Below are 21,694 nucleotides of genomic sequence, written 5' to 3'. Positions count from 1 at the left end.
TTACTAATAATTAATAACTAATTTGCAGCGTCACCGATGCTTCTACTTGCTGCTCACCACCAACGACAGGGGTGGAAGCATCAGCTACCTTTGCAGCCTCAGCCCGTAAAAACATGGGTGGTGGAGGTGGACTGGCATTATTAACTTGAATGCTCACTACTTCTTTGGGTTTAAAACCCAAGGCACTGAAAACAGCATCAGCTTGCAGCTGGGCGTCTTGGGTAGCTTCTTTCAATGCTTGTTTTTGAGCAGCCGCGATCGCTTGATCATTCGCAACAAAACTAATGCCGTTAATTTGTGTTGCACCCGCTTTCACTGCATCATCCAATAATGTACCAGCTTTCTCGGTGGGAATGCGAAAACTCACGGTGTTAGTGGCAGCATAACCTGTAATCCGCTGCACATTATTAGTGTAGCTGTAAACTGGGTTAAGTTGAATACCAGTAGTTTGTAATTTTTCGACATTTTGGCTCTTAAGGAACGCAACTACAGCCGATGACCTCCGGGCGGCTTCTTGCTGTACCTCCTGTGCTGTTTTCCCCTGAATTTCCACTCCTAAACTGACTTGTGCCAAGGTTGCAGGAGTTGTTTCCACTCCACGACCAGTGACACTAAGGGTTCGCCACAATTTATCCTTTTCTTGTGCTAACGCAGGTAATACAAAAGTTGTACATAAGAGCAAAGCTAAAGGCAGTATTTTCCACAAGTTCCCATTAAGAAACTGAGAACCAGGTAAAGCGGTTCTAGTCATAAGATTTGCACTCCTCAAAGTATCCACAGATGTTTTTAATAAGCGTATGTAGCAATCTTCTGGTGGCTGTTAAAAGTTAACAGTCACCACAAGTTTTTCACAACTTAAGTGCGATCACTAGATCCGATTTGTATGTTCTTACTTTGACACCGCCATAATCAAAAGCTGAAATGGTTACATTTTTGGATACTAAAAAAATTACACTAGCCTTTTTGGAGATTTGTCGTGGCGTATTGGCTGCTGAAAACTGAACCGGAAAATTATTCCTACTTCGATTTGGAACGGGACGGCAGTACAGTTTGGGATGGAGTCAACAATTCCCTAGCGCTCAAACATCTACGTACCATGCTCCTTGGTGACTTGGCCTTAATTTATCACACAGGCAAAGAACGGCAAGTCATAGGTTTAGCAGAGATAGTTAGTCAACCCTATATCGATCCAGCACTCAATGACAGCAAACGGGCAGTTGTGGATGTGCGGGCATTACAAAGAGTATACCAACCCGTCACCCTAGCCCAAATAAAACAGGATGGTAAATTCACAGATTTTGACTTGCTGCGACTTCCTAGACTTTCTGTAGTCCCGGTTTGGGAAGTCTACTGGCAATACTTGATCGAGTTGACAAATGGTACAAATTAATTTGTGTCAGCTGCCAATTACATCTTCATAGGATGTTTTTCAGAAACGCGTCAAAATCAAAGAGAAGGATTTTCACAGAACCCATGCATTTGTTAGATCCAATCAGCTACTCTTTTCCTCTGTTGGCCAGCGCAACACAAGCCGCAGACAGTTCAATGGTAGTAGCAGCAGTGCTACTAAGCTTAGTAGTCGTTTATCTCGCCAGCAAAGTTGGTGGAGAGTTATCAAACCAAGTGGGTTTACCGCCTGTTTTAGGCGAACTTGTAGGTGGCGTGGTAGTTGGCGTCTCTGTTTTCCACCTTTTAGTGTTTCCAGAAGGCGGCACAGACAGTTCTAGCTCTTTGATCATGTCTTTCCTTCAAATCACTGCTGGTTTAACGCCTGAAGCCACTCCAGCCGTATTTGCAGCGCAGTCTGAGGTCATTTCGATTTTGGCAGAATTGGGTGTGATTATCCTGCTGTTTGAAATCGGCTTGGAGTCGAACTTAAAAGACTTAATGGCAGTTGGTATCCAAGCTACCGTCGTAGCAATAGTGGGGGTAGTAGTACCTTTTGCTGCTGGTACTGTGGGACTAATGACTTTGTTTGGGATTGGGGCTGTACCCGCAATTTTTGCCGGGGCGGCTTTGACTGCTACTAGTATTGGTATTACTTCCAAAGTGCTGTCAGAATTAGGACGACTCAATTCTAAAGAAGGGCAGATTATTCTCGGTGCTGCCGTAATTGACGACGTACTGGGAATCATCGTTTTAGCGGTAGTAGCTAGCCTAGCTAAAGATGGCGTGGTGGATGTAAACAAAGTCATTTATTTGATTATCAGCGCCACTGGTTTTATTTTGGGAGCAATATTACTGGGGAATGTTTTCAATAAGTCCTTTGTAGCGATCGCTGATCAACTCAAAACACGCGGTGGACTGGTAATCCCAGCATTGATTTTCGCCTTTGCTATGGCATACTTTGCCGCCGTCATCCACTTAGAAGCAATTTTGGGAGCTTTTGCGGCCGGTTTAGTTTTGGAAGAGACAGATAAGCGCAAAGAACTGCAAACGCAAGTCTTTCCCATTGCTGATATCTTAGTGCCAATTTTCTTTGTGACTGTTGGGGCAAAGACTGATTTGGGAGTGTTAAACCCAGCAATTCCCGATAATCGGGAAGGTCTAATTATGGCAACTTTCCTGATCACAGTAGCTATTCTCGGTAAAGTAATCACAGGCTTAAGCGTGTTTGGTCAGCCAGGAATCAACCGTTTAGCGATCGGTGTGGGGATGATTCCCAGAGGGGAAGTTGGTTTAGTGTTTGCTGGTGTCGGCGCAGCCAGTGGCGCTCTCTCGAAACCATTAGGAGCAGCAATTATCATGATGGTTATCTTGACAACCTTTTTAGCTCCTCCTTTGTTACGATTTGTATTTCCAGATCCAAAAACCGTGGATGCAGGCTCAGAGCAACTGATTTTAGATGGTTCCTCTGGGACTTCGTTGGTAATTGAACCACCTGCGTCGAGGATGCCAGCATCAAATGATAGTGGCAATTTGGAAGTAACTCCAGAATCGGGCGATCGCTAATTAAAGTCTTGGGTAAATTCTGACTGAGTTCTGAGCGATTTTGCTCGGAACTCAGGACTCTGAATTCACTACTATCACCGGGCTTTGAAGATTTTACGATTGTGTAGTGGAAACTTCTCTCCCCAAATTTCCGTCCCGTGTGATTGTAGAATAATCGTTTGTTTCTAATTTCTACCAGCATTCGGAATGTTATTTATTTCCAGTCTCCCTTGGCTTGTAGGCCTTTATCTGAATATTTTCCAGGTAATTAGGAGTAACATCCATAAATCTTGCTAGATCATCTCACAGTAATGGGAATTATTTACTTAGTGCATTGATGGCAACAAACAAAAAACAGTTATCAGTGAACAGTTATCAGTTTTTAGTTTTTTAGCTTCCTTGGGAGTCAGAGTCCCCCACCTCTAAAGGTGGAAGATTTTACATGGGGATTTAAACTCAATATGAAACCTGATAACTGATTTAAGCGCGTCTTTATACCAGCTTAGAAAATCAAAAAAGGCATCAGAGGTCAAGTTTAGGTGGTGACGATGTGATGATTTACCAATGAGTTGAGATATTGACGGCTCCCATGAACGTGAATTAGGAGAAAGGACTGTGAAATTACACTGGTTACTACCCAGCACTATTGGAACTATCTTCATGCTATCGTCGCCGGCAATGGCTGCGAGACTTGAATCTTGGCGCTTTGATGCTAATCAAAACAGGCTGGAAATTAATACTGTGGGAGCAGTTCAACCCCAAGCACAACTAATTTTTAACCCGACTCGGCTGGTAATTGATTTGCCAGGAACTACATTTGGTCGTCCGCAGCTAACCCAACAGGTGGGCAGTGGAATTCGCTCGATCCGTGTTGGGCAGTTTGATGGAAAAACGACGCGGATAGTTGTCGAACTGACTCCTGGTTATACTTTAGACCCTAAGCAAGTGCAATTTGTGGGCGCAACTGGCGAATCCCCTGCGGGGACACTTGGTGAACGCTGGACAGTGCAATTACCTAAGCCAGAAGTCGATAAAGTTGCCTCATCTCCTAGAAGTGCTTACAGTGTTGTTACCCCAGACTCTGATCCTCAACCTGGTATTTCAAGGGTTGCCACTACTATACAAGGGGCGACTCAACTTGAGAGCTTACAAGTAACAGGCGATGGGTTGTTCATTCGTACCAGTGGTGGTAATCCTCCGATTCGGATAATTCGCAGCCGCGATCGCGCTACGATCTTCATGGATATCTCTGACGCATCCTTATCACCACGTCTGACGCAACAGAATAATATACCCGTTAATAAATATGGTGTTAGCCGCGTCGAATTCACCCGATTACAAACCCGACCTCCTGGTGTCCGTTTGACTTTGCGGGTAGATAAAAATAGTCCAGACTGGCAAGCAACTAATAGTAACAGCGGTGGTTTGGTGGTTCTACCTAGTCGTGTTGTCAGATTGCCTGGAAGTAATAATTCGGACAATCAGTCAGAACGCGTTTCTTTTCCTAGCCGACTATCTGCTAACAACTCACCAGCAACAATTGAGTCTGTACAACTGGCTAATAATGGTACACAACTGCTAATTAGAGCCGACCAAACTTTATCTGCTAGGGGAATCTGGGATAGATCATCAGGTGTGTTCCGCGTCACAATTACCAATGCCAAGTTAGCTGCCAGAGTTACAGGCCCTACTTTTGCTGCCAATAGCCCCATTCTCAGAGTCCGGCTGCAACCGCAAGCACCCAATACAGTTGTTGTTTTAGTTCAACCAGCAGCCGGAGTGCAACTTGGGCAACCCAAGCAAATTGGTGACCAGCTTTTGGTATCAATACAAAGTTCTCATCGGGTTGTCGCACTCCCCGGAAGACCCCCCTTTGCCTTACCAGGGCTACCACCGCCAAACCGGGGGCCATTCCCAGACCCAAACAATCCAAATCCCCAGTTCGCATCACAACCACAGCGCCGAATTACCAATGGGCGAGTGGTAGTCATTATTGACCCCGGACATGGTGGCAAAGACTCTGGAGCGCTTGGCATTGGGGGGGCACGCGAAAAGGATGTTATCTTGCCTATCGGTAGAAGGCTGGCAGAGATTTTGCAGCAAAATGGTGTACAAGTAATTATGACCAGGGATTCTGACTATTTTGTTACCCTTCCCGGACGGGTGCAATTATCAGAGCGAGCTCATGCTGATGTATTTGTTAGCATCCACGCTAATTCAGCAGGTGCGAGTCGTCCCGATGTTAATGGCTTGGAAGTCTATTATTACGACAGCGGTCTGGGTTTAGCTCGCATTGTCCGCAGTAGCATTCTCCAAAGTATTGGGACTATCAAAGACAGGGGAGTGCGGCGAGCCAGATTTTATGTTCTCAGAAAAAGTTCTATGCCCTCCATTCTCGTGGAAACGGGTTATATGACTGGTCGAGAGGATATGGCTAGACTGAGAACCTCAGCTTACCAAAATAAAATGGCAGAGGCGATCGCTCGTGGTGTTCTTCAGTATCTAAAGAGAAGATAAGTAATTTAGTCGAAATTATTGAGTAAATACATCTAATCTTTACCATTTTTATCCAATTTAGTAGTAAAACAATTTAAGTATTTTTGCGGTGGGACAGAAGTAGCTTCTTTATTATTGTCATCTGATGCTTTGCAAGCCATGCAATTTTGGATTTTGGACTTTCCTGCGGAACGCTACGCGTAGCTTACTTCCACGAAGTGGTACGGCAACTCTTAGAGACGCTCTTGCGAACGCTTCAGTCGAACGATTTCAGATTTTGGTGCAGCCGATATTAAGGGTTTCCACGCCACTTGCTTTATGTCGGGAAACCGTAAGGGCGCACTGCCTCCTTTATGCCGGGAAACCCGTCCACAATGAGCGACTGTACCAAGCCATTGGCGCAGCGTCTCCCCTTGGGAGAAGGGATTGACCCCACTGATAAAAGGATGGGGCTTAATAATTTTGAATTTAGAATGATTGAATTATTTAAGGTCATAAGGGGTGTTAGTCTAGCAAGACGTTAGTCTGGCATGAACCAAAAATCAAAAAATCTAAAATTGGGAATCTAAAATCTAAAATTGACAGTCAAATTTATCTGAGCTAATGGCATGGCAAATTCAGAAGAGCGTGCTATATTTTACCCCATTAGCTGTGTCTTAATAACAGCGCAAAACTCAAGTGGGCGCGGTGATGGTGTGAGGATTTGCCAATATGTTGAGATGTTGACGGCTCCCATGAATGTGAATCAGGAGAAAGGACTGTGAAATTACACTGGTTACTATCCAGTACTATTGGAACTATCTTCATGCTATCGTCGCCAGCAATGGCCGCGAAACTTGAATCTTGGCGTTTTGATGCCAATCAAAACAGGCTAGAAATTAATACTTTAGGGAATGTTCAACCCCAAGCACAATTAATTTTTAACCCAACTCGTTTGGTAATTGATTTGCCAGGAACCACATTTGGGCGTCCGCAGCTAACCCAACAGGTGGGTGGTGCAATTCGTTCAATCCGTGTTGGGCAGTTTGATGAACAAACAACGCGCATAGTCGTTGAGGTGACTCCTGGTTATACTTTAGACCCCAAACGAGTACAATTTGTTGGCAGAACTGGCGACCGTTGGACAGTGCAATTACCTACGCCAGAAGCCGAAAATGTCCCCTCAAGAAATACTGTGGGGCAACAAGAACAAGCTATAGCAACAGAAACTTCACCGAGAACATCTCCACCAGTGTTCTCCCAAAGAGATATTTACAACGTGGTGACAACAAATCCTGTCAATCCACCTAAAAACGGAATGCTTGTCGCCAGGGGTACTCAAATTGAGAACTTACAAGTCACAGGCGATGGTTTTTTCATCCGTACCAATGGTGGTAATCCTCAGATTAAGGTTAATCGTAGCAACGATCAGAGGGCAATTAACATCGATATTGCTGGCGCAACTTTATCACCAATTCTAAAGCAGCGGGATTTGTCGATTAATCGCTATGGTGTCAGCCGGATTCAATTCAGCCAACTGCAAACAAGCCCATCTGTTGTTCGCCTGACTTTACAGGTAGAGGAAAATAGTCCCAATTGGCGAGCAACCACTAGTAGTCTTGGTGGTTTTGTCGTTCTGCCCAGTCGTGGCGTTGCCCAGTTGCCTGGAGGTAACAATCCACGTCCTATACCATCTACTAACACCTCACCTGCTACTATTGAGTCTGTGCAACTGGCTAATAATGGCACACAATTGCTGATTAGAGCCGACCAAGCTTTATCTGCTACAGGGGGCTGGGATAGAAGTTCTGGTCTGTTCCGCATAACTATCAACAATGCTCGGTTAGCTCCCAAAGTCACAGGCCCGACTTTTAATCCTAACAGCCCTATCTTGCGAGTCCGCCTGCAACCACAAGAATCGAATACTGTCATCGTCTTGGTTCAACCAGCAGCCGGAGTGCAAATTGGGGAACTCAACCAGGTTGGCGACGAGCTTTTGGCTCTGGAATTACAACGCTCTGGTAGCGTCACAGCGCCTATTGCTTTACCTCCTCTGCCGTCGCCGAACCAAGGTCAATTCCCAAACCCTACAGATATTCCCCGGACAATTTCGCAGCCACGGCCACACCCCTCGGTTCCCAAAGGGAAATTGCTAGTAGTTATTGACCCAGGACATGGTGGAAAAGATTCAGGTGCCCCAGGTCTGGGTGGACTTTTAGAAAAGGATGTAATCCTACCTATTGGTAAAAGGGTAGCAGCAATTTTAGAGCAAAATGGTGTACAAGCGGTATTAACGCGGGATGCTGACTTTTTTGTAGAACTTCAAGGACGGGTAGAAATTGCCGAGCGAGTTAATGCGACTGCGTTTGTCAGCATTCACGCTAATTCCGTTGATAATCGCCCTGACGTGAATGGGTTAGAAGTATATTATTACGACAGCGGTTACGCTCTGGCTGAAGTAGTTCGCAATACCATTCTCCAAGATATCGGTACTATCAAAAACCGAGGAACCCGCAAAGCTAGATTCTACGTCCTCAGGAAAAGCTCTATGCCCTCGATTTTAGTGGAAACAGGCTACATGACTGGTTACGAGGATAATCCCAGATTAGGAACGCCAGAATATCAAAATCGGATGGCAGAAGCGATCGCTCGTGGCATCCTCAAATACTTACAGCAGAGGTAATATAATACAAATTACTAATTAAAGAGGTGGTATTTAAACTTCTTTTACGTGCAGAATTTAGTAGTCAATTTGCAGATTGTCTGCTAAATTCTGTATTTTAAATCCAAAAACCTAAATCAACATCTGCCTGTGTATTCATCTTCCATCTTTGAAGGGAATCTTGACGATTTTTCGGCTCTTGAACCCCAACGGGCCCCAATTGGCATCTTTGATAGTGGTGTGGGTGGACTGACGGTACTGCAACAACTATATCGGCAACTCCCCAATGAATCAATTGTTTACTTTGGGGATACAGCTCGACTTCCTTACGGAATTCGTTCACAAGCAGAAATTTTACAATTTACGCGGGAAATTATTACCTGGCTACAACAGCAGCGGGTAAAAATGGTGATTATGGCTTGCAACACCAGTTCTGCCCTAGCCCTAGAAACGGTGCGTCATGAATTCAGCATACCCATTTTGGGAGTGATCCTACCGGGTGCAAAAGCAGCGGTGCAGCAAGGAAAGCGGATTGGTGTGATTGCCACTCCAGCTACAGCTAAGAGTAATGCTTATAAGCACGCTATACTCGAAATTGCTCCTGATGTCCAAGTCTGGCAAGTCGGATGTCCAGAGTTTGTGCCACTCATCGAGCAAAACCGCATTCACGACCCCTACACTGCTGAAGTTGCACGAGCCTACCTAAAACCTTTACTAGAGCAGGAAATTGACACCTTAGTTCACGGCTGTACCCATTATCCTCACCTTACACCAGTATTGCGATCGCTCCTCCCCTCTCAAGTCCAATTGGTTGACCCGGCTGTTCATGTTGCCGCAGCTTGTGCCCAAGAGCTAGACTTGCTAGGCTTAAGAAATACTCACCTCCCACTGCCAACTCGCTTCGCCGTCAGCGGTTGTCCGCAACAGTTTTCCCAGTCAGGAGTGCAGTGGCTAGGCTATACCCCAATGGTTGAAGAGGTTTGCTTTACAGATACCGCTATTTCCCAACTCCAATAAAACTCGGTATTAGGTGTTAAAAGTTTTGAATTAATAACTCCTAACCCCTCACTCCTAACTACTGACTATTAACTGCTTGAGTCACCTTTGTCCTTACTGATATCTCCTGCTTGTGTTTTTCTTCGGCAGATGAAGGGAAACTTGTAAGAACAGTCCTTGCACCCGTTCGCTTTGCCAGTGCTAATAACAGGTAGACTGTGAACAAATATCCAGACGCTAAAATAAAAATCATCATAGGTATACTTCCGTAAATCATTGTTCTACCAGCACCTTTCTAAACGAATATAAAATTCCACAAAATTAGTAGAACCTCAGCCAACCAAGTGCATTCTTGATGGCTATAGTTTCCTATGGTAAAATTAGCTGTAGATAATAAATTCTTTACGGACAAAGAATTTATTATCTAATGCGACTTCTCGCAGACCATAGATCCCACAGCAGTTAGATTGCCCTTTAGCAATCTAAAACTACGATTCTTTGCGATCTACTTGATCTGCATTCTTTTTGCTCACACTGCTGCTAAATGAGCAATGCTCGCGCTCAACCTGCGCTGAAGACGTGTAGCCGCTTCCCTAAGGGATATCACATAGCTCCAAACCAGGAGTTTCGCGGATTCGCAGGAAAAATCAAAGGAATTATTCCCTTAATCTAGGCTACGAGTAATTATTTTAGACTCACATTACTAAGCTAGTAAAATCAACTAGTACGTGACTTGACTTTTGGGATGTGAATATCTGAAAAATTTAAAATTCCTATATTTTAGCCTAACACAACCATCCTGAATTTTAAGCCCACTTGAGTGCTAAATTTCAAATTTTTTGAATAGCTACACTTCAGTCCTGAAAAATTCCTTATTACCTATTGGTGACCATTTTAAATTACATTAATTTTGTCAATAAGTAATATTGCTCAAATTGTGTTTTGATCTGTGGTGGGAAACTACCTAATACAATTTAAGCTGATATTTATTCCCATATACTGGTAATTCTGGTTATAAGTTAATTTAAAACATAAATTTGTAAAAAATAAGCATAATTGCTTATTGACAAATACATTGCTAACTCTAAAAATCACCGATAGACTCATGAATCTGGGATTACCTTATGAAAACTTTGCGCTGGCACAGGGTTATCTTAAAATGAGTAGAGGATATGTAAACTTTCGTAACCTAAGTCAGAGTCCGCCCATCCATGACCCCAGCCACCTCCATGTTTACCCCTGTGGAAGCAGACCTGCGACTACTAGCAGATAACCTAAAACAGCTAGTTGGAAATCGTCACCCCATTCTGTTTGCAGCAGCCGAACATTTATTCGGAGCTGGGGGAAAGCGTATCAGACCAGCAATCGTCCTGCTAATATCGCGGGCAACAATGTTAGATCAAGACATTACGCCGCGTCACCGCCGCCTAGCTGAGATTACAGAAATGATTCACACAGCAAGCTTGGTACATGACGATGTAGTAGATGAATCAGACGTGCGGCGAGGCGTTCCTACCGTTCATAGTTTGTTCGGTAATCGCATTGCCATATTAGCAGGAGATTTTCTTTTTGCTCAATCGTCCTGGTATTTAGCAAACTTAGACAATTTGGAAGTTGTGAAACTCCTCTCAGAAGTCATTATGGATCTGGCTACTGGGGAGATCCAGCAGGGACTAAATCGTTTTGATGCTGGGATCTCTATTGAAACTTACCTCCAGAAGAGTTATTACAAAACAGCTTCGTTAATCGCCAACAGTTCTAAAGCTGCTGGGTTACTTAGTGAAGTTTCGCAAGAAACTGTTGAGCATCTGTATAGCTACGGTCGTCATTTTGGTATAGCATTTCAAATCGTTGACGACATTCTAGATTTCACCAGTACAACAGATACCTTGGGTAAACCAGTGGGGTCGGATCTCAAAAGTGGTAATCTGACTGCACCTGTTTTATTTGCTTTAACGGAAAAACCATCCTTGGAAGTGCTGATTGAGAGAGAGTTTGCTCAAGAAGGGGATTTAGAGCAAGCACTGGAACTGATTCAAGATAGTCAAGGTATACAACAGGCGCGAGAGTTAGCTGCTCATCATGCTAAGTTAGCAATTGAACATCTTGCAGTTCTCCCACCCTCAGAATCTCACCAGGCATTGATTAATATAGCTGAGTACACACTGAGTCGCCTCTATTAAATTAGTTATCAGTTAACAGGTACAGAATGAGAATTTAGACCTTAAGTTAAACCTTTCACCTGTTTTTAGGTGGGGGAATCTGGCTCAACGGTAAACTCAAATTTAAAAAATGTTCACTGATAACTGTTTGTTAACCAATTTTAGATTAAAGGGAAAGTTAAGGCAATCGCCTGGTTATTTAAAAGCCTAAAAGGGTAGTAACTGGCATTAATTTTTCTTCATCATAAACTTTTTCAAACAAATTTGAGATTTAAAATTTTGGATGTTGGATTGTATAGAAACAATCCAACATCCAAAATTTTTCTATGCAATATCAGGGGGTATCTGTTTAGGCGATCGCTGTTGTCGCAACTGTTGTTGCATGAGTTTTTCTAGGTCAGCTCGCCGAATTTCAACGGTATGAGTGGTCTTACCCGGCGTTTCCAAAAAAACGATACTATCTACGGGCTCCAATGCCACCAATTGGAACAAAATATGGGTGACAGGAATAATTTTAGCTAGCATTTGAGGGTCAAGCCCAGCAGGGGGAATTAGAGAGACATCCTGTATGGTAGGAAAAGCGTAAATCACACGTTTTTCCAATCCTGGATTAGCACGATTGCTCAATGTAGTTAAAACCCAGCTTTCCTCTGAATTTTGGAGAATATAGTATTGGGAGTAACGTAATTTTTGAGCGATCGCTCTAAGGGCAGGAGCAATTGCTGCAACAAGATGTGGTGTCATCCCATCGCGGGGCGCATTGTCAATCAGCAATTGAATTTGTGCTTCTAAATCCATAATGACTTGTATACGGCTCCTGGGTAATGGCAATAACATCTATCAAAGTGTGAACAATCCCATCAAAGTTGGGAATAATAAAATCAGCCATATCCTGAATGTAGGATTGGTCTGCGTTTAGCTTATACATAAAACGGAAAAAACCAATACCCACAGTCATACAGGTTGTATTTAAGTAAGTTAGGGTCTTTTGAAAACCGAGACTATGAATTCAGCCGCAACCGCAACTATTCCATCTGTAACTATTCTGGGAGAAAATTCTAAAGGCGTGGAGGTGATCTTTCAACTCCTGTCCAGGGAGTTTCAGCAGTCAACCAAAGCTTCGGAACAGAATTGCCACGATGTAGCAACACGTATTACCACCGAAGTATATCGAATTTGCCATGAAAGCAAACGTATCCAAGCTTCTGGGTCTGTAGAAAGCTCGGCGCTCACCCTAGCTCGGCATCGGCTACAACAATGTCTCAGGTACTATCAGTTGGGTTCAAATCGGGGCAGGGTAGAATTACACAGCACTCTGAGTGCAATTATTTATCGATACATTAATCCTCCTCAGAAGCAATTGAGTTATCAAGGGCGGCTGACTATAATTGAAGATTTCTTACAGAGTTTTTATCTGGAGGCATTAAACGCTTTCCGGCGAGAAAATCAACTTGGCCCTACTTATCGCCCTCAGACGCTTCTAGAATTGTCCGAGTACATGGCATTTACCGAGCGCTACGGCAAGCGACGCATTCCCTTACCAGGCCGTCAGCAGCAGCTAATTATCCTGCGGGCGCAAACTTTTTCCCAACAGCAGCCCCCAGAAACCAGCGTAGATATAGAACAAGCCGCAGAAGGCAGCAATAGTGAAGCCGATGGTTCTTGGGAAGAGCCAGCAGTGCAGCAATTGCGCTCCACAATGGCAACGCAAGCCGAACCTGAACCCGAAGAAGATACCTTGCGCTCCGTTGTGGTTACGGAATTAATGAATTATCTCGAACAACGGCAACAATCTGACTGCGCTGATTACTTTTCCCTCCGCCTCCAGGATCTATCAGCACAGGAAATTGAGTCGATTTTAGGTTTAACCCCTCGTCAGAGAGATTACTTGCAGCAGCGCTTTAAGTATCATTTGATTCGGTTTGCTTTGTTACACCGTTGGGAATTAGTTCACGAGTGGCTGGAAGCTTCTTTGCACACCAATTTGGGCTTAACTCCCCAGCAATGGCAAGTATACACAGCACAGCTGGACAATAAGCAACGGTCTTTACTAGAGTTGAAGCAACAAGGACAAGCCGATGAAAAAATAGCAAAAACTTTAGGGCTGTCAATGGCACAACTTCAAAAACGATGGTTTAAGATTCTTGAGCAAGCTTGGGAAATTCGTAACTCATTAGTGTCCGGATCAGGTGCATCTACTCATGAATAGTGACTCAGAATCCTTACAACACCAGTGTCTCGATTGGTTATTGACAGATGATGTCAAAAATAACGAGCAATCGGTATGTGAGGAAAATGACGGGGTAGAAAACCTCCTCAAGGAAGCCACTGCTTCAAAAAGCAGTCAGCCAAAATTGGGAGGAACGCCCCAGGCCCTTCAATTGGGAGAAATTCCTACTGTGCAAGATCGTTTCCAAGCCGTCCTTAAGCGTCGGTTACAAATCCAAGTCCAAGACCACCCACCTTTGTTTCCCTGGGAAACACAATTAATCGACTATCCCGATTTTGTTGATGAGCCGTCAATGACGCTCGTTCCTACCTGGGGGTGGATGGTACAACAGTCGAAGCTGAAACTGCCATGTCCCTTGCCGGAGAGAGTTTTCCAGCAATTGCTGGAACAATGTCAGGCATTGGTGACATCTTCAGTACCTCTGGGGGCAAAATTAGTTCAGGTGGTGGAGAACTTTTTTCCCAACGAGTCTCAAGCATTAAACGATATAGCTGGATTGGTGCTAAGAAGCACCTATCGGTCTGTAAATACTCTGGAAACAATACCCAATATTCAGAGCGATTACTCAGATTTACAACCACGTCAACAGATGGCTTTGTCGTTGCTAGCAGCTAAACAACTGCTGGAAAATCTGACTCTACCACTTTCAGCAACCAGTCCAGTGGTAGAAAGACAATGGCTAACCAGTGTCGGTAATTTGAACATTAGAGTAGAGTATCAGTCTGTAGGTAAACTTACGAGGTTACTTGTTCAGGCTGAGTTACCCGTTAAAGGAACTTTGACACTTCGCGGAAGTGGCACCTTAGCAATGGCAACCTCTTCTACTTCGGGATACTTAAGTGTAGAGTTAGGCTGCGAACAACTTAACCCAATTTATACCCTGGAAGTTGAGTTTCCAGAAATAGACCAACAGCCATTGTTGTTCGTGATTAGTCCCACGATTTAGTTTAAATTGCCAGCGCTAGCACACTACGTCGATATATATTAAGAGGATTTTCCTGGTTTTGAAGCTTATCCTATTTTTCAACAAGTGGTGATTAGGGTGTTTACGAGAAGTAGCTATTACAAAGACACGGGGACACGGAGAAAGTATTTGATAATTTCTCCGTGTCTTTACGTCTCTGGCTGCATCTTCCGCTATCGATTATTTCTTTGACAAGTAGTAAGGTAGCTAATTACATCCCCCCGATTGTGTCTGTTGCATCTACATCATTGCTTCGCTTAGACTCAAATGTTTAACTTATCCAGGATGAATCGGTTTTGGCGTCTCCCTGTAGGTAATTTCTGGCGGCATATGCAGGGGTCGCCTTTAATAGAAGTGGAAGATTCAATTTTCTTGCGGGTGCTGGTGCTAGCGTTGGTTATTTTGGGAATTGTGGTGACGGATATTGCCGCCGAGACTTCATTCAGTTTTTGGGCGTTACCCCTGAGTGGATTGGGTGGGATTTGGAGTTACTATCGTCGCCGTGATGCCAATGTTGCAGTTAAGTTTTGCATCGCTATTGGAATGTTACTAGCGCTGGGTGCTTTCTTTGCGCGGTTAGTGGGAGAGTTGAATGATACGCGGTTGAGTTTGGCGGAGTTATTGATTCAACTCCAGGTGTTGCACAGCTTTGATACACCCCGCCGCAAAAATTTAGGTTATTCGATTGTCATAGGACTGATTTTATTGGGGGTAGCGGCAACCCTAAGTCAGACATTAGCATTTGCACCTGTATTGCTGTTATTTTTAGCGATCGCTCTGCCAACTTTAGTATTAGATTATCGCTCACGCTTGGGTTTGCAACCATTAAAAGCTCAAAAGGAAAAACTCAATCAGAATTCCTCAACTCTTAATTTTAAATTTTTAATTCTGAATTTTTTGCTAATTGTCGGTCTGGGGCTGGCAATTTTTGCTCTTTTACCCCGATTCCCTGGCTATCAATTACGGAATTTTCCTGTAAGTTCTCCTATCGAGTTAAAAAACAATTTTACAGGTCGTAGTATCATCAATCCCGGTTATGCCCGCCAAGGGAAAGGTAATAATCAAGGTAGTGGTAGCGGTGGTACAGGACAAAATAAAACTGGTGAACCAGGGAAAGTAGATAATAACTTTTATTACGGTTTTAATAGTCAGATTAACCAAAACCTGCGGGGCGAGATGAAACCTAAAGTTGTAATGCGGGTGCGATCGCAAGCTGAGGGTTTTTGGCGAGTGCTAGGATTTGACCGTTATACAGGTAAGGGATGGGAAGTTTCTCGTAATGAAGATGTTATGACCATGAAGCGATCGCCTTGGTCTTACCAAATTTTCCTGAACCAACCTCTGATTATAGGTAAAACCCAAGAGATAGTACAAACTTATACAGTAGTGGCGGATTTGCCTAACCTAATTCCGGCGATGGCTTATCCTAAAGAGATTTATTTTCCGACAGCAATGATCGCTGTTGATACAGAAAATGGATTGCGATCGCCTGTGGAATTATCAGAAGGACTCACCTACACAGTAATTTCTGGAGTACCATACCGCGATCGCACTTTGTTAGGTGAAGCTTCTACTAAATATCCGCAACAGATTAAGAAGCATTATCTCCAAATTCCTCCCGAAATTGCCGAAAAAGTCCGACAACGCACCGAAGAAATTCTCGCTAACTACAATCGAGAAGGGGTATCAAAGTCTTTTAAAAGTTTGGATTCACCTTATGAAAAGGCTCTCTACTTAGCTCAATACCTGAAGCAACACTATTCTATTCCCCAAAATCCCTTAGATTTGCCTTATTTGGGACAAAAAGATGACTTAGTAGAAGCTTTTTTATTCAAATATAAAGGTGGTTATCCAGACCACTTCTCAACAGTTCTTACGGTGATGCTACGTTCCATTGGTATTCCAGCGCGGTTAGTAGCAGGGTTTAGTTCAGGAGAATTTAATCCATTTACAGGGCTGTATGTTGTCCGTAATACTGACGCTTATGCGATGACGGAAGTATATTTTCCGAAATATGGCTGGTTTGCCTTTGACCCCATTCCCAATCATCCCCTTATACCTCCATCAGTAGAAGATACTCAGACTTTTAGTGTATTGCGCCAGTTGTGGCACTGGGTTGCTGGATGGTTACCTTCTCCGGTGACAGGTTTGTTGAATAATATATTTGAGACAATATTTAGGTGGGTGATTAGAGCGATCGCTTGGTTTTTAGCTTTATTCTCTCAAGGTTGGTTTGGTGTATTAACTGGCTCAATTTTGACAACTACAGCAGCTTTCTTCGGTTGGCTAGGTTGGGGACAATGGCGAGAGTGGCGCAACCGCCGATGGTTAAAGAAATTGCCAGCAATGGAGAGCCTTTATCAACAAATGCTGCAATGGACAACTCAAAAAGGTTTAGGTAAGCATCCAGCACAAACACCTTTAGAGTATGCCAAAGGATCATACCACCATCATGCCCCAGCAACTGCTGAGGTAATAGATGAGATTAGCCAAGCCTATGTTAGTTGGCGTTATGGTGGTCATACGCCTAACTTGAAGCGACTGCGGCAAAGATGGCAAGAACTGAAAAAGACTGCGAAGTAACTTATTGATAAATTACATAAGAAGGTGTCTTTTAGCAGGACTTAGTGGCAACACGGAAGCGAAGTCAAAGCCTAAATTAGTCCTGTACCGCATTGTTTAAAATTGAAATTGTAAATTGCTAAGTAATGAGCATCTATCCGCCTGATGAATTTCAAGTTAATCGCTTTGACGTTACTCCAGAACAATTAAAAAAGTTTATTTCCCTTGTATTCAGAAGATGTGATGAGACAGAAATCGATGTTTTTTTGAGAGCAAACCCTGAAATACTAGCATTTGTTTCTGTTTTCTTTTTAACAGGGCATCACAATGCCTGGGTTATTCCTCAACAGCTTATTCGTCCGCGTGTTGGCTCACAAACAAAAGGTTTGAAACCTGATTACTTATTTGCAGGAGAGAACTCGGATGGAATTACGTGGTGGGTTCTAGAGTTAAAAGGAGCAAACGAGACTATTTGGATTGAAGATAAGAATGGTGATTTCCGGTTTGGAGATGCAGCAAATAGAGGAATTAATCAACTTACAAGATACATTGACTATTGCACTACAAATCAAGAAACAATGAGAAGTGCCTATGGAATAACGACATTTACAGAACCGATAGGTATTTTAATCATTGGGAGGGAGCATGAGTTTAAAAATAATCAAGAAAAACGAAGATTAAAAGCACGTCATAATAAAAATAATTATCATCTTCAAATCCGAACTTACGATGCTCTGATTCGCAAAATAGCCGAGGCTGGACAGATATCTTACAAGTTACCTTGGTTACAGAAACTACAAATAAATTTATTGACTACTAAACCTGGGGATGATGTACAATACGAAGCCATAGAAACTGATATAGATGAAGAAAATTCGCCATTTTAAATGGGCATTACCCTAAACTTTGCTTTAACACTAATCTCCTAAAACTTTAAATCGTGTATTATCTCATTAATTACCTCAAGTTAGCTCAACTTGAAACACTGGCAGAACTTAGCCTCACATTTGCATCAAATATTGAAGAGTAGCGACAAAAACCGTGGTAAAACACAGCTCACCAACCAACAGCACGGTAGTTGACCCAGCTACTGCTAGCACCGTATGAGTCAAAGATAGCGATCGCAATTAGTGGACTGAAATTTTCTCTTTTCTTTCACAGAGTTTAGTCATCTACATTGCTTAAAATCTTGTATTCAGTCCTCTTGAGAGGACTTTAGCTATTAGCTTTGGAATTTATTCCCAAACGGGATAGCAACGAAGCAAGTAATTGAAAAGATGTTGGTAATGACAAGCCTTAAAAGGAGGAAATTAAATATTAGCTGTTGTTTTGGATTTCGTCTAACTTGGCACGCACTGCCTGGATATCCTGCCACATCAACCATTTCGGCGCACCTCTTTCCTTAGAAGGATTACGCAGCAAATAGGAAGGATGAAAAATTGGCATACACAAACGCCCTTCCCACTCCAGCCACTGGCCGCGAATTTTCGTAATCCCGCGCTTATCGCCAGTGATTCCTTTGACAGCAGTTGCACCGGTTAACAAAATTATTTTAGGGTCAACTAGGCGAATTTGTTCTAGTAAGTAGGGTAGACAAGCTGCCACTTCTGTTGGAGTAGGAACTCTATTATCTGGTGGGCGACATTTATTTATATTGGCAATGTATACATCCTGCTCAGTAGTCAGATTTACAGATGCCAAAATCTTCTCTAGCAACTGCCCTGATCTGCCTACAAATGGTAAACCCGTTTCATCTTCATTTTGACCAGGCGCTTCTCCTATAACCATGATTGGTGCTTTGAGATTACCGCGTCCGACAACAGCATGAGTCCGAGTGTCTCCCAATGCACAACGGTGGCAGCGATCGCAATCCTGTGTTAACTCCGTGATGCCAGAATATGTTCCCGGAGCGATCGGAATTTTAGCGTCCGTGGGAATCAGTTCTTGTTGGCTAAAGGTTGAGTCGTCGAAAAGGCTGAGTTGGGTTTCGCTGCTCATGAAAATCAGGATTTTGGTATCAGCACCTGTCATATCTGAATTAAATACCGCTTTTGTTGCAGATTTATCAGAATAAATAGACTTTTGCTGATTACTTATTATTTATACAAATCTTATTGTATCAGTTAATTTGAGACAAAATTCAGTCATGATAAAAGTAGTGCCGTCCTAAGATGCTGGGGGAAACCATGTCACATACCCCACTTTTTGCCGATCGCACCCATGCGGGTGAGCAATTGGCGCGAGTGATTCATGATGTTTTAACTCAGCAAACTATTGATTCTGGGATAAAGCCTGTACCAATTGTTTATGCTTTGCCAAGAGGGGGTGTCCCATTAGCAGCACCAATAGCCCGTCTTTTGGATTGTCCGTTGACAATTGTTGTGGCGAAAAAGATTAGCCATCCAGAAAATCCAGAGTTAGCAATTGGTGCAGTGACTACTTCTGGAAATGTTCTTTGGACTGATCAAAAGCTATTTCGCCCTAAACATGATGCGCGGTGGCGGGAAGTGGCTTTAAATAAAGCCATCAACCAAGCTAAATCTCTTGAAGCTCAATTAATTCCTGCTTGTCCGCAGGTGAATGCCGAGAATGCTACGCTCATTTTAGTTGATGATGGCATTGCCACAGGTATGACAATAGCGGTAGCGGCAATTGCTATCAAAGCGCTTTCTCCAGCAGCAGTTTGGCTATGTACTCCAGTAGCGCCACAAAAATTGCTACCCTGGTTACAACAGTGGGGCGATCGCACAATTGTCTTGCAAACACCGGAACCCTTCTTGAGTGTGAGTAATTTTTATGCCCAATTTCCTCAAGTAGATACATTAGAAGTTATCCGATATCTCCAGCAACAAAAGACAATGGGGGAAATGGATCTGTGCGAGTAATTTTAAATTTTGAATGAGTAAATTTTAAATTGTTTTCCCCTCTACCTTTTTAATTATTGGAGATTTTCCTTACTGGTATTACATTTGGTTGACTGACAAAAGTCTAGGACTTACGCACACTCTACGAATTCTTGGCGCTCTTGGCGTCTTGGCGGTTCGATAAATTAAGCTTTTTGGCAATTTTTGCGTAAGTCCTAAAGTCCTCAAAGTTTTGTTTTTTCGCTTTCATCCAGCTTGGAATCAATTCCCAAGTGAATAGCTTAAGTCTACTAAAGTAGACTCAAAAGTATATCCAGTCCACTAAAGTGGACTGGAGCTATGAGCAATCAATTTATTGCAGGGCGGGTTAAGGTGCAACGCATTCATATTTGTCAGTCAACCAGGGTATTGCATAGCTTTGGCGTAATCGCCCAAGGCATAGCAAGCAGCTTTCAAACGAGCAAGAGCTTCTTCTTCACTGCGCCGATCTTTCATACTCCTAGCTAAAAGTAAACGTTCTTCATAATATGTAATTGCTTTGTTATAGTCACCCAAAGCTTCACAAGCAACTCCTAAACTACCTAAAGACTGTTCTTCGCTACGGTTGTCTTGAATTTCTCTAGCTAATTGCAACCGCTCTTCATAATACTTAATGGCTTTGACATAATCATATAAGGCATAACAAGCATTACCTAGATTTTTTAGCACCTGAGAAGCACTACGAACATTTTTTAAGGAGCGTGCTATTACTACACATTGCTCATAGTAGGCGATCGCTTTTGGGTAATTGTCCAAAGCATACCAAGCATTACCCAAATTCTTGAGTACCTGTTCCTCACCCCAATTATCTTTGAGTTCCCGCACAATTTCTAGGCTTTGCTGCTGATACTCAATTGCCTGTGTAAAGTTACCCAAAGCTTTATAAACCAATCCCAAATTATTCAGTGCAGCCAGTTGACTCCGTTTGTCTTGCAGCTGCTGGGTTATTTTCAAACACTTTTCCAGAAACTCAATAGCCTTACTATAGTCATTTAGATGACGGTATGAATTGCCTAAATGGGAAAGTGCTTGCATTTGCAATGCTAAATCTGAGGTGTTGTAGAGCAAAGACAAACACTGTTGGGAGTGACAGATAGCAGCCTTGTAGTCTCCGGCGCTGTAAGTTACTAATCCTAAAAAACAAAGCACCTGTGCCTGTTTTTGCAAATCCCCAATTGCCTGAAACAACCCCAAGGATTGTTGTAAAGATTTCATCGCCGTAAGGAATTCACCAGCTTGCTGCTGTTGAATTCCTTGCCGTAGTAGCTTGGACGCTTCTGATAAATTGTCGTCACTTTCCTGTGGAGGTAGTATTTCTGCTTGTGAACCAGAGTCAAATTCATGGGTAATTGTATTACGCTTCACTGATTTTAGGTGTGTTATGGGTAATTGCAGGGGAACTGTATTTTTCGCTCTGTTATTCCATTCGCCTTTAGACATCAACCCATTCCTGTTAAGTCTGCTGGTAAATCTAGTGTTCCCAAAACCAGAAGGTATCTTTCATCAGGTTGGTTTAGCACAGCATAGGTTAAGTAGGGGTGAGAGTTGATCAATGAAGCGATCGCTTCGTTATTGAATCGTTGATCGAGGCTTTGAGATTACCACTCATGAAGAGTAAGAACTATGCTACGCTTTGGCTCTTTGGGGTTCTTGGGGTTTAATAAATAATCAAGCGGACATGATATTAGTTGTAGGAGTTTGCTGAAGTTAAGATAAGGAATATTAATAATTAATCCCCCCTTTCCTCCTGAAAAAGCGGGGCTATGTCCGCTATTTCTGAGAGTAATTGGGAGGATATTCAAGAGATAA

Annotated in this window: 16 protein-coding genes; 11 read left to right on the top strand and 5 right to left on the bottom strand. The window is 43.0% G+C overall.

Going from position 1 to position 21,694, the window contains the following annotated elements; genetic code table 11:
- Positions 1–10: 10 nt before the first annotated feature.
- Positions 11–751: an SIMPL domain-containing protein gene (locus V7K35_RS13830; RefSeq protein WP_335079826.1), complete on the bottom strand. Its 741-nt coding sequence runs from the start codon at positions 749–751 to the stop codon at positions 11–13.
- Between the two features lie 225 nt (positions 752–976).
- Here V7K35_RS13830 and V7K35_RS13825 point away from each other — a divergent pair, with 225 nt between their 5' ends.
- The 5 genes from V7K35_RS13825 to murI all read left to right on the top strand — a co-directional run bounded on the left by V7K35_RS13825 (position 977) and on the right by murI (position 9,085).
- A complete protein-coding gene (locus V7K35_RS13825; RefSeq protein WP_335079824.1) occupies positions 977–1,390 on the top strand; it encodes an EVE domain-containing protein in 414 nt (137 codons plus the stop codon).
- A gap of 83 nt (positions 1,391–1,473) precedes the next feature.
- A complete protein-coding gene (locus V7K35_RS13820; RefSeq protein ID WP_335079822.1) occupies positions 1,474–2,952 on the top strand; it encodes a cation:proton antiporter in 1,479 nt (492 codons plus the stop codon).
- A 594-nt stretch (positions 2,953–3,546) separates the two neighbouring features.
- Entirely contained in the window at positions 3,547–5,448 is a 1,902-nt protein-coding gene (locus V7K35_RS13815) for an N-acetylmuramoyl-L-alanine amidase (protein ID WP_335079820.1), read from the top strand.
- A 739-nt stretch (positions 5,449–6,187) separates the two neighbouring features.
- Complete coding sequence (locus tag V7K35_RS13810; protein WP_335079818.1) at positions 6,188–8,089, top strand: N-acetylmuramoyl-L-alanine amidase; 1,902 nt, start codon at positions 6,188–6,190, stop codon at positions 8,087–8,089.
- Positions 8,090–8,218: 129 nt separating this feature from the next.
- Entirely contained in the window at positions 8,219–9,085 is an 867-nt protein-coding gene (murI, locus tag V7K35_RS13805) for a glutamate racemase (RefSeq protein WP_335079815.1), read from the top strand.
- Between the two features lie 58 nt (positions 9,086–9,143).
- On the opposite strand, the gene V7K35_RS13800 is transcribed toward murI, so the two are convergent.
- Positions 9,144–9,341 carry a hypothetical protein gene (locus V7K35_RS13800; RefSeq protein ID WP_334793086.1) on the bottom strand — a complete coding sequence of 66 codons (198 nt, stop codon included), beginning with the start codon at positions 9,339–9,341 and terminating at the stop codon, positions 9,144–9,146.
- A gap of 934 nt (positions 9,342–10,275) precedes the next feature.
- Between V7K35_RS13800 and sds the strand changes: the two genes are divergently transcribed.
- Positions 10,276–11,247: a solanesyl diphosphate synthase gene (gene sds, locus V7K35_RS13795; RefSeq protein ID WP_334793085.1), complete on the top strand. Its 972-nt coding sequence runs from the start codon at positions 10,276–10,278 to the stop codon at positions 11,245–11,247.
- A 303-nt stretch (positions 11,248–11,550) separates the two neighbouring features.
- Here the strand turns inward: sds and V7K35_RS13790 are convergent, their stop codons facing one another.
- Positions 11,551–12,024, bottom strand: a complete 474-nt coding sequence (locus V7K35_RS13790; protein WP_334793084.1) for a hypothetical protein — start codon at positions 12,022–12,024, stop codon at positions 11,551–11,553.
- A gap of 205 nt (positions 12,025–12,229) precedes the next feature.
- Between V7K35_RS13790 and hetZ the strand changes: the two genes are divergently transcribed.
- From hetZ to V7K35_RS13770, 4 genes are all read left to right on the top strand, one after another.
- Positions 12,230–13,435, top strand: a complete 1,206-nt coding sequence (gene hetZ / locus V7K35_RS13785) for a heterocyst differentiation protein HetZ (RefSeq protein ID WP_335079812.1) — start codon at positions 12,230–12,232, stop codon at positions 13,433–13,435.
- A complete protein-coding gene (locus V7K35_RS13780; RefSeq protein ID WP_335079810.1) occupies positions 13,428–14,402 on the top strand; it encodes a PatU in 975 nt (324 codons plus the stop codon). Before hetZ ends, V7K35_RS13780 begins: the two co-directional genes overlap by 8 nt.
- Positions 14,403–14,705: 303 nt before the next feature.
- Positions 14,706–17,003, top strand: coding sequence for a DUF3488 and transglutaminase-like domain-containing protein (locus V7K35_RS13775; RefSeq protein WP_335079808.1), 2,298 nt, complete (start codon positions 14,706–14,708; stop codon positions 17,001–17,003).
- 125 nt (positions 17,004–17,128) lie between these two features.
- Positions 17,129–17,869 (top strand): Shedu anti-phage system protein SduA domain-containing protein, encoded by a 741-nt coding sequence (locus V7K35_RS13770; RefSeq protein WP_335079806.1) that lies wholly within the window; start codon positions 17,129–17,131, stop codon positions 17,867–17,869.
- Between the two features lie 430 nt (positions 17,870–18,299).
- Here V7K35_RS13770 and V7K35_RS13765 read toward each other — a convergent pair whose 3' ends face one another.
- The gene (locus V7K35_RS13765; protein ID WP_335079976.1) at positions 18,300–18,980 is read right to left on the bottom strand and encodes a uracil-DNA glycosylase; all 681 of its coding nucleotides are present in this window, start codon (positions 18,978–18,980) and stop codon (positions 18,300–18,302) included.
- 188 nt (positions 18,981–19,168) lie between these two features.
- Between V7K35_RS13765 and V7K35_RS13760 the strand changes: the two genes are divergently transcribed.
- Positions 19,169–19,867 (top strand): phosphoribosyltransferase, encoded by a 699-nt coding sequence (locus V7K35_RS13760; RefSeq protein ID WP_335079804.1) that lies wholly within the window; start codon positions 19,169–19,171, stop codon positions 19,865–19,867.
- Between the two features lie 375 nt (positions 19,868–20,242).
- Here the strand turns inward: V7K35_RS13760 and V7K35_RS13755 are convergent, their stop codons facing one another.
- Entirely contained in the window at positions 20,243–21,325 is a 1,083-nt protein-coding gene (locus V7K35_RS13755; RefSeq protein WP_335079802.1) for a tetratricopeptide repeat protein, read from the bottom strand.
- Positions 21,326–21,694: the final 369 nt, after the last annotated feature.

It is taken from the genome of Nostoc sp., from assembly GCF_036917275.1.
In the GTDB taxonomy this organism is placed as follows: Bacteria; Cyanobacteriota; Cyanobacteriia; order Cyanobacteriales; family Nostocaceae; genus Nostoc.
The sequence above is the reverse complement of the archived record's forward strand: the minus strand, read 5'-3'. Positions and strand labels throughout refer to the sequence as shown.